General features: G+C 49.6%; 11 protein-coding genes and 2 riboswitches. Of the genes, 3 read left to right on the top strand and 8 right to left on the bottom strand.

Features of this window, described 5'->3' with window-relative positions; genetic code table 11:
* Window positions 1–672: 672 nt before the first annotated feature.
* From ACQSGY_RS24810 to gcvH, 5 genes are all read right to left on the bottom strand, one after another.
* The gene (locus ACQSGY_RS24810; protein ID WP_427181343.1) at window positions 673–1818 is read right to left on the bottom strand and encodes a mannitol-1-phosphate 5-dehydrogenase; all 1146 of its coding nucleotides are present in this window, start codon (window positions 1816–1818) and stop codon (window positions 673–675) included.
* Entirely contained in the window at window positions 1815–2249 is a 435-nt protein-coding gene (locus tag ACQSGY_RS24805) for a PTS sugar transporter subunit IIA (protein WP_145406106.1), read from the bottom strand. The genes ACQSGY_RS24810 and ACQSGY_RS24805 overlap by 4 nt, the downstream gene beginning before the upstream one ends.
* Before the next feature lies 1 nt (window position 2250).
* Window positions 2251–4362 (bottom strand): BglG family transcription antiterminator, encoded by a 2112-nt coding sequence (locus ACQSGY_RS24800; protein ID WP_427181342.1) that lies wholly within the window; start codon window positions 4360–4362, stop codon window positions 2251–2253.
* Between the two features lie 65 nt (window positions 4363–4427).
* Window positions 4428–5891, bottom strand: coding sequence for a PTS mannitol transporter subunit IICB (locus ACQSGY_RS24795; RefSeq protein ID WP_427181341.1), 1464 nt, complete (start codon window positions 5889–5891; stop codon window positions 4428–4430).
* A 441-nt stretch (window positions 5892–6332) separates the two neighbouring features.
* Complete coding sequence (gcvH, locus tag ACQSGY_RS24790; RefSeq protein ID WP_427181340.1) at window positions 6333–6722, bottom strand: glycine cleavage system protein GcvH; 390 nt, start codon at window positions 6720–6722, stop codon at window positions 6333–6335.
* 345 nt (window positions 6723–7067) lie between these two features.
* Window positions 7068–7191, top strand: a riboswitch (glycine riboswitch).
* A gap of 3 nt (window positions 7192–7194) precedes the next feature.
* Window positions 7195–7295, top strand: a riboswitch (glycine riboswitch).
* Window positions 7296–7534: 239 nt separating this feature from the next.
* Here gcvH and gcvT point away from each other — a divergent pair.
* Genes gcvT through gcvPB form a run of 3 tightly spaced genes read left to right on the top strand, consistent with a single transcriptional unit; the run spans window position 7535 to window position 11639 of the window.
* Window positions 7535–8677, top strand: a complete 1143-nt coding sequence (gcvT, locus tag ACQSGY_RS24785; protein ID WP_427181339.1) for a glycine cleavage system aminomethyltransferase GcvT — start codon at window positions 7535–7537, stop codon at window positions 8675–8677.
* Window positions 8674–10032 (top strand): aminomethyl-transferring glycine dehydrogenase subunit GcvPA, encoded by a 1359-nt coding sequence (gene gcvPA, locus ACQSGY_RS24780; protein WP_427181338.1) that lies wholly within the window; start codon window positions 8674–8676, stop codon window positions 10030–10032. The genes gcvT and gcvPA overlap by 4 nt, the downstream gene beginning before the upstream one ends.
* Window positions 10029–11639, top strand: a complete 1611-nt coding sequence (gcvPB, locus tag ACQSGY_RS24775; RefSeq protein WP_427181337.1) for an aminomethyl-transferring glycine dehydrogenase subunit GcvPB — start codon at window positions 10029–10031, stop codon at window positions 11637–11639. The genes gcvPA and gcvPB overlap by 4 nt, the downstream gene beginning before the upstream one ends.
* Before the next feature lie 258 nt (window positions 11640–11897).
* Here the strand turns inward: gcvPB and ptsP are convergent, their stop codons facing one another.
* From ptsP to ptsG, 3 genes are all read right to left on the bottom strand, one after another.
* The gene (ptsP, locus tag ACQSGY_RS24770) at window positions 11898–13610 is read right to left on the bottom strand and encodes a phosphoenolpyruvate--protein phosphotransferase (RefSeq protein WP_188591581.1); all 1713 of its coding nucleotides are present in this window, start codon (window positions 13608–13610) and stop codon (window positions 11898–11900) included.
* Entirely contained in the window at window positions 13603–13878 is a 276-nt protein-coding gene (locus tag ACQSGY_RS24765; RefSeq protein WP_036617010.1) for an HPr family phosphocarrier protein, read from the bottom strand. Before ACQSGY_RS24765 ends, ptsP begins: the two co-directional genes overlap by 8 nt.
* Window positions 13879–13955: 77 nt before the next feature.
* Window positions 13956–16013 (bottom strand): glucose-specific PTS transporter subunit IIBC, encoded by a 2058-nt coding sequence (gene ptsG / locus ACQSGY_RS24760; protein WP_216519198.1) that lies wholly within the window; start codon window positions 16011–16013, stop codon window positions 13956–13958.
* Between the last annotated feature and the right edge of the window lie 64 nt (window positions 16014–16077).

The following is a 16077-nucleotide window of genomic DNA, read 5'->3' as shown; positions in this document are numbered from 1 at the left end:
AACCGCAAGCGAATGCATGGTGCGCTAGGTTATCTTTCCCCTGCTCGTTTTGCGAAGAAATTTACGGACAAATCCGTCGCGTAAGTGTCTACTTTCTTGACATAGGTCCATGAGAAACTCTATTTGCCGATTTGAGGCTGCAAATCACCACTTTTTGCTCATTTTGAGGCAAATAGCGTCATTAGGATTCGTTAGATGTGCAAATTCATTAAAATCACCCAAATAGCGTTCGTACGATTCGTTAGAACTCGATTTACCCAATAACGAAAGAAACCCCTCCCGTAGCAATGATGTGCACTTCAGTGCAACAACCATTACAGAGGAGGGTTTCTTTATTTCTATATAATGAAGATGATCGGCTGTACGAAAAACCTTTCAGTACACTCTCTAACTTTCTTATCATATCTATAATTCCGTATAAATAGATGATAAGTGTTTAGCACTAGCTAAACTTATAGCGTTATCCCCATTTTTCTACCTTAACCGTTTTTCTACCTTAGAATGAATTGAACTATCTTGTTCCTTCTCCTTTTTCGCCCACCATATGCTCAATACACCAGCTACCGACCTGCAGACTGTGACACTGGCATTGCCATTGACCAGGGCAGCTCCCAGCACGCAGTGCCCTGCTTCATGACGAGGGTGGTCAGCCACAAGCAAGAGCATCCCCCATCACATCTGATGGAACTGTTTCACCGCTTCCACCAGCACCGGATGTCCTTCTTCCATACCGGTATAGTGTGACAAAGCAGTCGCCACACCCTTTTCGCGAATCAGGCTTTGCAACTCAACTGCTTCGGGGTCATCGGATACATCGAACTTGCAGGCCGCTGCCATGCCCGTAGCCAGATGAGCCACAGAAATTCCTTCAGCATAAGCCAGCAGCGCCGGGCGAACGAGACGATCATTCGGGGAAAGCTTGCGCAGCGGCGAGCGTCCCACACGGGTCACCTCATCGGTCAGATAAGGATTAACGAACCGGCCCAATATTTTTACTATATACTGTTCATGCTCCTCCGGGTTGAATCCAAAGCGTTTCACCAGCACCTGCCCCGTTTCCTGCAAAGCCCCGTATACAACAGATTTTACTTTTTCGTCGGCAATGGCCTGCTGAATCGTATCATATCCGTGCACATAGCCGATATATGCGGCAACGCAGTGCCCGGTATTGACAGTAAACAATTTGCGCTCAATGTACGGCTCCAGATCATGCACATAAACGACACCATCCATTGGTTTGAAGGCAGGCGCCATCTGGGAGCGATCCACCACCCATTCGTAAAAAGGTTCTACCTGAACATGCAGCGGGTCTGCATGATTCTGAATCGGTACAATCCGGTCAACCGCCGAATTCGGAAAGTAAACATATTCATCAGCAAACGCGCGAGCCTGCTCATCCAGCAAAGCATATACATGCTCTTTCAGCTGGGTGCTTCCACCGATCGCATTTTCACATGCGATAATATGCAGCGGCTTGTGCACAGTACCGGCTTGCCTTCTTTGCTCCAAACCTTTCGCAATGCCTGGCGCAATATGCTTCAGTACCCCCACACCAACTGCGGTTGTCACCAGGTCCGTTTCAGCCACGGCCTCTGCGACCCTCTGCAGATCGCGACCGTCAATAGCTGTTACTCCGCTCACCGTCTCCTCATCCTTGCTCTCGTTGGCAAGCTCGACAGTGTATTCCCTCCGCTCCTGAAGAGCATGCACCAGCTCCTGATTCACATCCGAGAACGTTACCTCGTATCCCGCCCGAGAGAGAAGCAAGCCGATAAATCCACGTCCAATGTTGCCTGCGCCAAAGTGGAGAGCCTTCATAGCTCCATTTCACTTTCGAGAATAGTGATAACTTCCTCTGCTGTTTTCGCCTGACGCAGTGCTTCCATATTTTCTTCCTCGGCACAGATGACCGCAATGCTGGTTAGAATCTCCATATGCTCTCCGCCTTGTGCAGCGATGCCGATGACCATGTAGGCTTTTTCCTCTCCAAAATCAACCCCCTGCGGGAATTGAATAACCGAAATGCCTGTAGACAGGATGGCCGATTTGGACTCCTTCGTACCGTGCGGAATGGCAAGCCCGTTGCCGACATACGTGGAGACGATCTCTTCACGCTCCAGCATTTTGTCAATATAATCCGCCGTAATATGCCCTGCGTCCTTCAAGATCTGTCCTGCCATACGAATGGCCTCATATTTATCCTGAGCCGTTGCGTTCATGATGACTTTGTCTGTTGTTAACATACTCATGTTAATGCCCTCCAATTTCGTTTTTGCTGCGATAAAATCCAACCAGCTCCCGGGACAGATAATGAATAATTTCATCTCTGCTCCCTTTACCCAGCAACATAATCATCTCTTCCTGTAACAGTAATGCACTAATTTCACTGAGAACCTCCAGGCTTTCCTTGGACAATTCCTTCGGACCCAGCATCAATAACACATGACTGACGCCCTCGGGATCATCCATCGTCTGAAGCAGCGGTTCCTCAAGCTGGAACAGACTAATGGAAGGCCTGTAGATGCTCTCACTTCTTGTATGGAACAGAGCCAGCCTGGTGCCGGGAATCTTCTGACTTCCCATCGACTCACGAACCTCCAGCAGCTTCGCAACCTCTCCCGGGTCCTTCAGTACACCTGCTCGATGAGCAACCTTACACATGGCAAGCACACTTTGAGCAAAATCAAGATGAGCATTATCCAGGGCATGCACCTGAAACTTGCCAATGATACGTACAATCTCAAGCAGTGTTGCCTCCATCGCATCCGGGTCGGAATAACGATTCCGGGTCTCGTTCCCCATTTCGCGAGGTTTGCGGTGCTGCCGCTGTAACGTTGTTGTTTTGATAAAATGGCGCAGCCGCTCACTTTCTTCTGCGGTTAACAGCGGGCTGACTTTGTAATACTGATCTTCCTCCATCGGCAGATCAACGGTGGATAACACAAGATCATATTCCTCAGCCGGAACTCGGGTGGCCTCGTACCAGGATACGCTGTCTATAATCTGTATTTCCGGGAACTCCTTGGACAGCCGACTGGACAGCATGCGGGACGAGCCTATGCCGCTGTTACATACCACAATTGCGCGAATCTCCTGCTTTAACGCACGCAGCCGCTCAATGGATGCCCCAAAATGCATAACCAGAAAACCGATCTCCTCATCGGGTACCTCTGCTCCCGGCCATGCTTGTAACACCGACGTTCTTACCTGCTCAAAAAGGATGTCATAATCCTTGCGAATCTGCTGTAATAGCGGATTGCGTATGACCTGATGCCCTTCAAGACGTTCCATCACCGGAATCATGTGAGCAATCAGGCCTTCCCGAAGCAAACGATCCTCATGAAAGGCATACCCTGTTCTTTCCTGCATCTGATCCGTAAGCGAATGCACCCGATCCATCAGAATCAGATCATCGATCGGGAGCAGACCGGAGGAGTGAAGCTGCTGCTCGGTCTCGATTAGCAATTGGTGAAAATAGTGCTGCTCCTCCTCAGAAAAGCTCATGTCAAGCTGTGAGGATAATACACTGCATAGACGGGAGGCCATAAATGCGGGTACTCGTGCTTCATGCGCCTCTGCCATAGCCCTGGCAGCTACAGCCGATTCTGCCCCTGATCGTGCACGTTCTATATGGAAACCTTTGCGTATACGAACAACTGCCGCTGATAATTGAATAAGCAGCTTCATATACTGCCGTTCAGGAATTTTTTCGAGCCATTCGATATCCGGCTGCCATAATGCATTTTCAATCGTAAGCACATCGCTATGCCCGATCATACGAAGCAGCTTTTGATTTACGATAGAACCGCCCTGCTCTGGCTGTCTGCCGAAAAGGTCCGACTCATCCAGCACTTCCAGAGCCAGCGCGGCAATCGATCTGCGGTGAACCGCCTCACTGCCGGTAATTTTGACCCCGTATCCTCGCCTTCGTACCAGCTTCAGCCCCGCCTGACGAATGCGGGATTCCAGATCATCCAGGTCGGTCGTGACGGTAGACACCGTCACCTTCAGATCAGAAGCAAGAGCAAGCAGCTTGACTGGTTCTGCCTCATCGAGCAGGATGCAAAGCATGAAGAGCTTACGCTCTTCCGGCGTAAACTCTACATATTCATGACCTTCCAGCTTCTGGCGTAATGCACTGAGGTCATCTGAACCGGAACCGGAATCAATCCGAATGCCGGTCCCCGATTTTTTTTCCAATCGCATCCCGAGCGGCTCAAGCCATTGTTCGATCATCAGCAGCTCACGATGCACAGTACGGGTACTCACTTTTACTTCAACGGCGATTTCGCCGGCCGTGACTTCATGAGGATGATCCAGCAGGAACTCCACAATTTCACGTTGTCTTTTGGTAATACTCATATCTCAGCCTCCGGCTCTTGGAAAACGGCCGCCTAGTTTGAAGCTGTATCGCAGTGATTCACTGCTTACTTCAAACGTTCAACAAGCGCATCGTATTCCGGGCTTTTTAGGAAGTTGTCAATGGATATATGCTCCGCGTTCGGTGCGACTGCACGCGCTCGATCCGTTAATGTTTTTTGCGTAATTACAACGTCAGCATCCTGCGGAATTTCACTAATCGCCGTGTTGGTTACGGCAACATCAATTCCCTCGGATTTCATCTTCTTGCGAAGAATGGAAGCACCCATGGCACTTGAACCCATACCTGCATCACAGGAGAATACAATCTTTTTCACATCTGCTTTTGCTTTGGCAGCTGCAGCAATGCCGATATTTGCTGCTCTGTCTGCATCACGGTGATCTGCCGTAATGGCTGCATTTCCCGTATTGCCTTGACTCTTCATGTCCTTCATTCGGCTGGAGGCCGATTCCAGATCTTCATCCTTCTGTTTACCCGTTTTGAGCAGCAGAGAGGCCACCAGGAAGGAAACAACCGCAGCAACGATAACCCCTGCAAGCATCGGGATGTATCCACCTTTCGGCGTCAGCAGGAAATAAGCAATGATACTGCCCGGTGACGGTGCCGACACCAGTCCTGCTCCTGTCAGCATGAACGTCAATGTCCCTGTTACACCACCAGCGATAGCGGCCAGAATCAGAATAGGTCTCATCAGAATGTAAGGGAAATAAATTTCGTGAATCCCGCCGAAGAAATGAATAATGACTGCACCCGGTGCAGATGATCTCGCCGTTCCCCGTCCAAAGAAGCAGTATGCCAGCAAAATCCCCAGACCCGGCCCGGGGTTGGATTCCAGCATATAAAGCACGGACTGACCCAGTTCTCTTGCCTGATCTGTAGCAATCGGTGTTAATATCCCGTGGTTAATTGCATTATTCAGGAATAATACTTTACCTGGTTCAATGATCAGGTTGACCAGCGGCAGCAAGCCCAGGTTCATCAAACCCTGTACGCCTGCAGACAGCACCTTGCTGATGGCCTCTACGGCAGGTCCGATCCCCAATAAGGCAATGATGCCCAAAATACCGCCGATAATTCCGGCCGAGAAATTGTTGACCAGCATTTCAAAACCGGCTCTGATCTTGCCCTCTACCGATTTATCAAACTTTTTGATCACCCATGCCCCGAACGGTCCCGCAATCATGGCTCCAAGGAACATCGGAATGTCACTGCCTACAATGACACCTATCGTCATAATCGCCCCGACGACCCCGCCGCGTGTTCCATGCACCATCGTACCCCCGGTATAACCGATCAGCAGCGGCAGTAAATATTTAATCATCGGATCAACGAGCTGTGACAGCGTTTCATTCGGGAACCAGCCTGTTTTGATAAACATCGCGGTGATTAATCCCCAAGCAATAAACGCGCCCATATTAGGCATAACCATACCGCTCAGGAATCGTCCAAAGCGCTGCACACCGACACGTAACCCACCCTTGGAATTGGACGTTTGGTCCAAATTACTCATTGGTTTATCCTCCTTGAATCAAGTCATTATAAATTTGAAAGGGGTGTCATGCATCCCTGCTGTAATCCTAAGCGAGAAACCGCTGCTGTTCAATCAAATGAAAGCGTACTTTCGTCATGAACAATGATGACAACATTAGATTATGTAATCGCTTTTTTGTAGTCATATTCATTAAAACCCTTGATACACAAGGACTTTTCAGGCTATGATTCAGATCATATACAGTACAGGAAGCAGTATCATAGCTTGGTCCGCACTCCCCATTTTTATCCTGAATTCATATGGTTATAGCTCAAAAACCGTTCAACTACTCCTGCAAAAACATCAAAAAACCTGCATGAGCTGGCAGCCCACACAGGTTCAAAGAACATCTTTTTTGAATGTTATATGATAATATATATGTCAGTAAGTACAAATCAATCCGATCATGCAGTGCATCATCTACTCGATATGCTTCCGATAAGCGTCCGCATTCAGAAGTGCGGATAGAGCCGCCTGTAAATCTCCCTCAACACGGATTTCAATCATCCAGCCTTGTTCATAAGGAGAGCTGTTCACCAGCTCCGGCGAGTCCTGCAGCGCTTCATTGACTGCAACAATCGTACCGCTAACAGGCGAAAATAAGTCCGACACCGTTTTCACCGATTCAATGGTTCCGATGCTCTCGGCCGCAGCGACACTTGCTTCAAGGTCAGGCAGTTCTACAAACACAATGTCACCCAGCTGATGCTGTGCGAACTCGGTAATGCCGATCCGAACGGTATCCTCTCCAACGGTTTGCACCCACTCATGCTCTTCACTGTACAGGAAATCACTTCTCAATTCGCTCATCCATATCCGCCTCGCTTCTTCAATAATGAGTGCATGCGTTCTTTGACCTTTACCTCTTCCCCAAACAACAGCGTAAATATTTCGCATTCAAATGTCAAGATAGCTTACAATTTATTCGAAATTCATGCCGGTGGTCCCATCACCAAAAAGCACTCTTTCTACATATACTGGATAATAATAGAATAGTAAACGCACTCATTTTAAATATACGAACGTTATATTCAATAAATAGTATAATATTCGTCTTTTATACAAGTTTAATGATATTGTTCTTGACATCATGATTGGATTCACGTTTTAATGAGAGTAGCAACTGAATTGAATTGCATTACGTATGAACCGCGGATGAATGTAAAGGGAGAGACTGCCCGTGACACCCGTTCTGGGGATGTACTTAAGGCGGCGCCGAAGGAGTAAACCACCGACAAGCGGAGGTGAATCTCTCAGGCAAAAGGACTTTTACAGGACGCAACTCTGGAGAGCATCTAATCGTCCTTAACGGACGTTATGATCACCCAAGGGGAAACCTGTCTGCACTAGCGGCGGGGTAACTCTCAGGTACAAGGGACAGAGCCTAAGAATACAGCGTGCTATATGGCATGCCGGTTCTTTGGCCTGTCCTTTTCCTTTTCCTTTTCCTTTTCCCCAAAAAAGAATGCAGGATATCGAATCGTCGGCCTTTGGCAGCGTGTCTTTCATAAACGACTTCATCCAATACTTATGAATGTGCTTGTTGTTTAGCATCTTTACCTGATTCACAGATTTCGCGTTTCTATACTTGGCCCGATAACGGCCCTTGACGAGGTGATTGGATGTCCGACTTATTAAGAACACCACTCTTCCCCCTATATGCTCAATATGAAGGTGTACGCTGCATCGATTTTGGAGGCTGGGAGCTTCCGGTGCAGTTCAGCGGTATTCAAAAGGAGCATGAAGCGGTGCGTGAGCGTGCCGGGCTGTTTGATGTGTCCCATATGGGTGAATTCACCGTAACGGGAGAGCAGGCGGAAGCCTTTTTACAACGCATGACCACCAATGATGTAACCACAATCGTACCGGGCCAGGCCCAATATACCCTGATGTGTTATCCTGATGGCGGCGTGGTGGATGATCTGCTGATCTACAAGTTGGCGGAGCAGCACTATATGCTCGTTGTGAATGCCTCCAATATCGACAAGGATTGGGCTTGGCTGCAAGAACACATGACTCCTGGCGTGAACATGACCAATGTTTCGGAGCAGACGGCTTTGCTTGCACTGCAGGGTCCTCTGGCAGTCGAAATTCTCGGCAAAGTTACAGGCACGGGCACGGATGCAGCTTCGATCGAACCTTTCCGCTTTGTACAGGATGCCAGCGTATGCGGGGTCAGCCTGCTGTTATCGCGTACCGGATATACGGGAGAGGATGGCTTTGAACTGTACGTTTCAGCAGAACAGGCTGCTCTGGTATGGAACGGATTGATGGAAGCCGGTGCTGATCTGGGTCTGGTTCCGGCAGGACTTGGCGCTCGTGATACACTTCGATTTGAAGCGAAGCTGCCTTTGTATGGCCAGGAGCTGTCTCCTACCATCTCTCCACTGGAGGCAGGTCTTGGCATGTTTGTGAAGCTGAATGCCGGACCTTTTATCGGACACGAAGCTCTGCTGAAGCAGAAAAATGACGGTCCTGCCCGCAAGCTCGTTGGCATTGAAGTGCTGGAGCGCGGCATTCCGCGTCCGCATTATCCGATCTATACAGGTGACGTGCAGATTGGAGAAGTGACAACAGGTACCCAATCACCAACCTTGAAGCGTAATCTGGGCCTTGCCCTGATTGATGCCAGACATGCCGCACTGGGCACACCGCTGGAGATTGAGATTCGCGGCAAAAAGCTGAAAGCCGAGGTCGTCAGAACCCCTTTTCATAAACGGACACGTACGTCAAACACCCCTACCCAAGGAGCTGAGCAAGCATGACGAGCAAGCACCGCTATATCCCCATGACTGAACAGGACCAGAGCTCTATGCTCGCCACGATTGGTGTGGATACGATCGAAGATCTGTTCAAAGACATCCCGCAGGAGATTCGTTATCAGGGCGAGCTGCCCGTATCCTCCAAACTGGATGAATATGCCTTAACCCGTCACATGTCCAAACAAGCCGGTAAAAATGCCAACTTCGAGACACACGCCAGTTTTCTCGGCGCAGGCATCTACGATCATCACATCCCTTCTGTCATTAACCATGTTATTTCCCGTTCGGAGTTCTATACCGCCTACACCCCTTATCAGCCTGAGATCAGCCAAGGGGAGCTGCAAGCGATCTTCGAATTTCAATCCTATATCTGTGAACTGACGGGCATGGCGGTAGCCAACGCGAGCATGTATGATGGTGCAACCGCATTTGCCGAAGCAGGTAATCTCGCCGCAGCTGCCACACGCCGCAAACAGCTTATCGTATCCCGTACCGTTCACCCGGAAGCCCGCCAAGTGTTACAGGCTTATGCACATGGCTTGAGTCTGGAGATCGTGGAGATTGGTTACAAGGATGGTGTGACGGACTGGGATGCCCTGCAAGCAGCCATTTCGGACGACACTGCAGCAGTTATGATTCAAAGCCCCAACTTCTTCGGTGCTGTGGAAAATGTAAAACAGGCTGCCGACCTTGTGCATGCACACAAAGGCCTGCTCGTTGTGAGCGCCAACCCGCTGTCGCTCGGTCTGCTGGAAGCCCCAGGCAAGCTGGGTGCCGACATCGTAGTAGGCGATGCGCAGCCCCTTGGAATCGCCGCTTCGCTTGGCGGACCCACTTGCGGATACTTCGCCGTGTCCCAGGCTCACATGCGCCGGATTCCCGGTCGCATCGTCGGTCAGACCACCGACCGCAACGGCAAACGTGGCTTTGTGCTGACGCTGCAAGCGCGCGAGCAGCACATCCGCCGCGAAAAAGCGACGTCCAACATCTGCTCGAATCAGGCCTTGCTCGCGTTAAGTGCTTCCGTTTACATGTCCACTATGGGAAGACAGGGTATGATCGATGTCGCTGACCTGAATTTACAGAAAAGCCACTATGCGCTCCAGAAGTTCAAAGCGATGCCGGGGGTAAGCCTGACTTTCTCAGCTCCTACCTTTAACGAGTTTGTGATCCAGCTTCCGGAAGGAACCGATGTGGATGCCCTCCAGCTGAAGCTGCTGGATGCAGGCTTCATCGGTGGTTATGAGCTTGGGAAGAACTATCCAGAGCTTGCAGGACATATGCTCATCGCGGTTACCGAACGTCGCAGCAAAGAAGAGATTGACGAATTCGCACGTGTATTGGAGGGATCACTGTGACTCAGGAAATGACAACAAAAGCGGCCGGAGCCTCATCGGAAGGCCAAACAAATTCACATGCTGATACAACCAGTGCAGTTCAACCTACGAATCAGCAGCCCGAGACTGGTCTGCAATCCGCAGCTGTCAACCTGCAAACTGCCTCATCGGCTGCTCCCGAGCAAACATTGATCTTTGAATTGAGCAGTCCGGGCCGCGTAGCTTATTCCCTGCCGGAGTGTGATGTGCCCCGTCTGGACGCCGACACGTTGATTCCCCGGGAAATGCTACGCTCAGAAGCTGCAGCCTTGCCGGAAGTATTTGAAGTGGATGTCATTCGCCACTACACTGCATTATCCCGCCGCAACTTCGGGGTAGATAACGGATTTTACCCGCTTGGCTCCTGTACGATGAAATACAACCCGAAGATTAACGAGGATGTTGCCCGGTATAACGGCTTTGCCAAAATCCATCCTTACCAGCATGAATCGAGCCTTCAAGGTGCGCTGGAACTGCTGTATACGTTACAGCAGGATCTGGCCGGGCTGACTGGCATGGATGCCGTGACCCTGCAGCCGGCTGCAGGTGCACATGGCGAATGGACCGGACTGATGATGATTCGCGCTTATCACGAAAGTCGCGGTGAGCTTCGTACCAAAGTTATCGTGCCCGACTCCTCTCACGGCACGAACCCGGCCAGCGCAACGGTGGCGGGATTCGAAACCGTCACGATTCCTTCCCGTACAGACGGTCTTGTTGATCTGGAGGCGCTGCGTGCGGCGGTTGGAACGGATACCGCTGCCTTGATGCTGACAAATCCGAATACACTCGGCTTGTTTGAGAAGGACATTCAAGAGATTGCGGCGATCGTACACGAGGCTGGTGGCCTCCTTTATTACGACGGAGCCAATTCCAATGCCATCATGGGTATTACACGGCCAGGGGATATGGGCTTTGATGTGGTGCATCTGAACTTGCACAAAACGATGAGCACCCCGCATGGCGGCGGCGGCCCGGGTGCAGGTCCGGTCGGTGTGAAAAGCCGTCTGATCCCGTTCCTGCCCAAACCGATGGTTGTTCAGAATGATCAGGGTGTTTATTCACTGGATTATGAAGGAGATCAATCCATCGGCCGGGTAAAAGCCTACTATGGCAACTTTGGCATCCTAGTTCGTGCCTATGCTTACATTCGTACCTATGGCCCGGAAGGCCTGCGCCGTGTATCCGAATGTGCCGTGCTGAACGCCAACTATATGATGGCTCGTCTCGCACCTCACTATGAGATTCCTTATCCGGGTGTATGCAAGCATGAATTTGTGATGTCAGGACGCGGACTGAAGCAGTACGGTGTACGCACACTGGATGTGGCGAAGCGTCTGCTGGACTTTGGCTATCATCCGCCAACGATCTACTTCCCGCTTAATGTTGAGGAATGTATCATGATTGAGCCAACCGAGACCGAAAGCAAAGAAACGCTCGACGGATTTATTGATACGATGATTCGCATCGCCAAGGAAGCGGAAGAAACACCTGAAGTGGTGCTGAACGCACCCTATGGCACACCCGTCACACGATTGGATGAAACGACCGCGGCACGTAAACCTGTATTGAATTGTGCCTGCAGCTGAGCATCGATTTATAACCGTTAATTTACTTGCTGCTGATTGACTGCATGTCATCCCCTTGTGCGGGTGGAGGTATTCCCTCGACTGTGCAAGGGGATTTTTTGGATTTATTTGTAGCGTGCATTGCGACTAATATTTCCAACGTGAAAACAAAAAAAGCCGGCACCCACTTGATTCGTGGACACCGGCGATATTGCTGCCCAGGGCAGCCCTTTAATTCGGAAAAAGAAAACCTCAAATCCGGAGGAAACTCCGGCAAAATTACGCTTGAATGCTTTGAACGAGTTCAACCACTTGTTCAGCGGTTTGCATTTCCAACGCTTTGGCTGCCAGTTCCTGCATATCCGCACGGGACAGCTTGGTGATCTGGCTGCGAGCTGGCAGAATGGAAGTTGCGCTCATGCTGAACTCATCCAGTCCGAGACCCAGCAGCAATGGAATTGCTGTTTCGTCTCCTGCCATCTCACCGCACATGCCAGCCCATTTGCCTTCACGATGCGCTGCATCGATAACCATTTTAACCAAACGCAAAATGGCCGGGTTGTAAGGCTGGTACAGATAAGATACACGCTCGTTCATCCGGTCAGCAGCCATCGTGTACTGAATCAGATCGTTTGTACCGATACTGAAGAAGTCCACTTCTTTGGCGAATTGATCCGCCATTACAGCTGTTGATGGAATTTCGACCATGATACCGAGTTGAATGCTGTCGGAAACAGCAATCCCTTCAGCGACCAGCTTTTCCTTCTCTTCGAGCAGAACAGCTTTTGCTTCACGGAATTCACCCAGTGTTGCGATCATCGGGAACATGATACGCAGGTTTCCGTGTACACTTGCACGCAGCAACGCACGCAATTGTGTACGGAAGATATCCAGACGGTCCAGACACAGACGAACTGCGCGGAAGCCGAGGAATGGATTCATTTCTTTTGGCAGATCCAGATAAGGAAGCTCTTTGTCCCCACCGATGTCGAGTGTACGCACAACGACCGGTTTACCTTCCATTTTTTCAAGTACCGCTTTGTAAGCATTGTACTGAATGTCTTCAGAAGGAAGCTTGTCTCTGCCCATGTACAAGAACTCGGTACGGTACAAACCTACGGCTTCGCCACCGTTCTCCAATACACCTGTTACATCATTCGGTGTACCGATGTTTGCAGCAAGCTCCACATGAACGTTGTCCACGGTAACTGTCGGTTCGTCACGCAGTTTTCTCCACTCCGCACGCTGTGCATCATACTGTTCCTGTTTGGCACGGTATTCAGCAACTACGTCGTCTGTAGGGTTAACCAGAACGTGGCCGTCCAGACCGTCAACAATGATCAGGTCGCCTTGTTTCGCTTGAGACAAAATGTCCTTCGTTCCGACTACAGCCGGAATTTCGAGCGAACGAGCCATGATTGCAGAGTGAGAAGTCCGTCCACCGATGTTCGTCGCAAAACCTTTAACATACTGGCGGTTCAATTGAGCTGTATCGGAAGGGGTCAAGTCCTCCGCTAGCACAATCACTTCTTCACTGATCTCAGCCGGGCTCATGAAGTCGATGCCAAGCAAGTGATTTAGCACACGCTTTGTCACGTCACGCATATCTGCTGCACGTTCCTGCAGGTATGCACTCTTCATATTTTCAAACATGGAGATGAACTGGGAAGCTGTTTCATTCAGTGCAAATTCAGCATTCACCATTTCATCCGCAATTTTGGCTTTTACCGGATCAATCAGTTCCGGGTCATCCAGAATGAGCAAATGCGATGCGAAAATTTCAGCTTTTTTCTCGCCAAGCTCTTGTAAAGTACGCTCTTTGATCGCTTCGAGCTCAGCCCGGGACTTGCCCAGAGCCGAGTCGAGTTTAGCGATCTCTGCGTCAACGTCGTTAATTTGGCGTTTTTCTACAGAGTAGTCAGGATGCTCCAAGATAAACGCCTTGGCGATAGCGATACCCGCCGAAGCCGCGATCCCGGAAACATTAAGCATTAATTTCGCCCAACCCTTCGTTAACCATAACGTCAGTCAAAGCTTGCAGAGCTTCTGCTTCGCCTTCACCTTCAACGATAATGCTGATGGTGTCCCCTTGCTCCAGACCGAGAGAAAGAACGCCCAGAATGGATTTCAATGTTACTTTTTTGCCGTTAGCTTCTGCAAAAGATTCTGCACCTTTGAATTTGTTTGCTGTATTAACCAGGGCAGTTGCCGGACGTGCGTGGATACCATCTTCGTCTGTAATTCTGAATGTTTGTTGCATTACAATCATCTCGCTTTCGGTAGTTTAGTTTAGGCATTGCGTATATTTACACTTGCTTGCCATCGTTGGAACAGTTCTTATTTTATCTCAATGATCGGCTGATCGCCAACTTTGAGCACGCCACTCTTCTTCAGTGTGACGGTGGAGCCTTCTGGCAGGTTGGTGAAAATCACCGGAGAGATGATGGACGGAGCATTTGCTTTTACATACTCCAGATCCACTTCCATAATCGGCTGACCCGCAGATACCAGGTCACCTTCCTGAACCAGTACGTTGAAACCTTGACCTTTCAGTTTCACCGTATTGACACCTATGTGAACAAGCACTTCCTTGCCGCCATCGGACATAATACCTACGGCATGTTTGCTTGGAAATACATTAAATACTTTACCATACACAGGGGAGGTAATCGTGCCATCATGTGGCAAAATAGCGAACCCGTCACCTGTCATCTTTTCAGCAAAGACCGGATCAGGTACGTTGGTTATATCAAGCAGCTCACCATTAACCGGCATAACGATATCCTCTGGTACAATGCGTTCGCCCTGCTCTCCTTGCGCCTTCTCCTCTTCAGGAGTTGGTTTAACCTCTGCAGCGGGAGCTGGTGCAGGCGTACGTCCTGCAATGATATCCTGCATTTGGGATTTAATCGTATCGGAACGTGTTCCGAAGATGGCTTGAACATTATTACCCACTTCAAGCACACCAGATGCACCCAACTGCTTCAAACGATCTTTTTGCACATTCGATTTCTCATTAACTTCAATCCGCAAACGAGTGATACATGCATCCAGATGTTTGATATTTTCCTTACCGCCAAACGCTTCGAGAATATTATGCGGCAGATCATCAGCAGAGCCTGAAGCACCACTGCTCGATGCAGCCTCAGCAGAAGCTTCCTCGCGTCCCGGCGTTTTGAGGTTGAACTTGCGAATAATGAATCGGAAACCGAAATAATAGATTACCGCAAGAATCAGACCAACGATAATAACGTCCCACCATGGCGTACGGTTTGGAATGATACCAAAGATCAGGAAGTCAATGAAACCACCTGAGAAGGTCATCCCGATTTTGACGTTAAGCAGTTGCATCGTCATGAAGGACAAACCTGCAAAGATACAGTGTACAGCAAACAGAATCGGTGCTACAAACAGGAACGAGAACTCAAGCGGCTCTGTAATACCTGTCAGGAACGATGTCAGTGCAGCAGAACCCATGATACCTGCAACATATTTTTTATGCTCAGGTCTTGCTTCATGGTACATCGCAAGTGCGGCAGCTGGCAAACCGAACATCATGAACGGGAATTTACCAACCTGGAACGTTCCCGCTGTCAGCGCAACACCATCACGCAGCTGGCTGAAGAAAATCTTCTGGTCTCCGCGAATGACATCGCCGGCTTTGTTCACATACTCACCGAACTCAAACCAGAATGGAGAGTAGAAAATATGATGCAGACCGAACGGAATCAGTGAGCGCTCCACAACACCGAAGATGAAAGCCGACAAGGTCGGACTGGTATCCACCATGAAGTGAGAAATCGCATTTAATCCGTTCTGAATCGGAGGCCAGATTACTACGAGCAGCAACCCGAGAATCAGGGAAACGACTGAAGTAACGATAGGAACAAAACGTTTACCTGCGAAGAATCCCAGGTAAGACGGCAGCTCTATTTTAAAGAACCGATTATAACACAGTGCTGCGGCGATACCGATAATGATACCTCCAAATACCCCTGTGCTTAATGTAGGAATCCCCAGGATACTTGCATAACCCGGCACCTTGCCAATCATGGCAGGGGTAACCCCTACAGCAGAACCTAAAGTTACATTCATGACCAGATAACCGATGATGGCTGCAAGTCCTGCAACACCTTCACCGCCAGCCAGTCCGACCGCTACACCGACCGCAAATAGCAATGCCAGATTATCAAATACGATCTGACCTGCGTTCATCATGATCGTTGCAATCGAGTTTACCCAAGGGGTATCGAGCGCAGTAACGTACTGCAAGAAATCAGGATTGACCAGCATGTTACCAATTCCGAGCAGCAAACCGGCCGCTGGCAGAATCGCTACTGGCAGCATGAGCGCCTTACCTACTCTTTGCAATACTCCAAAAAGCTTTTTAAACATCGCGTCGTATTCTTCCTTTCATGTGAGTGTATATGTCGTGATGCAAGCAAGGGAACACAAAAAA

The sequence above is a fragment of the Paenibacillus sp. TC-CSREp1 genome, from assembly GCF_050171015.1.
Classification (GTDB): Bacteria; Bacillota; Bacilli; order Paenibacillales; family Paenibacillaceae; genus Paenibacillus; species Paenibacillus silvae.
The sequence above is the reverse complement of the archived record's forward strand: the minus strand, read 5'-3'. Positions and strand labels throughout refer to the sequence as shown.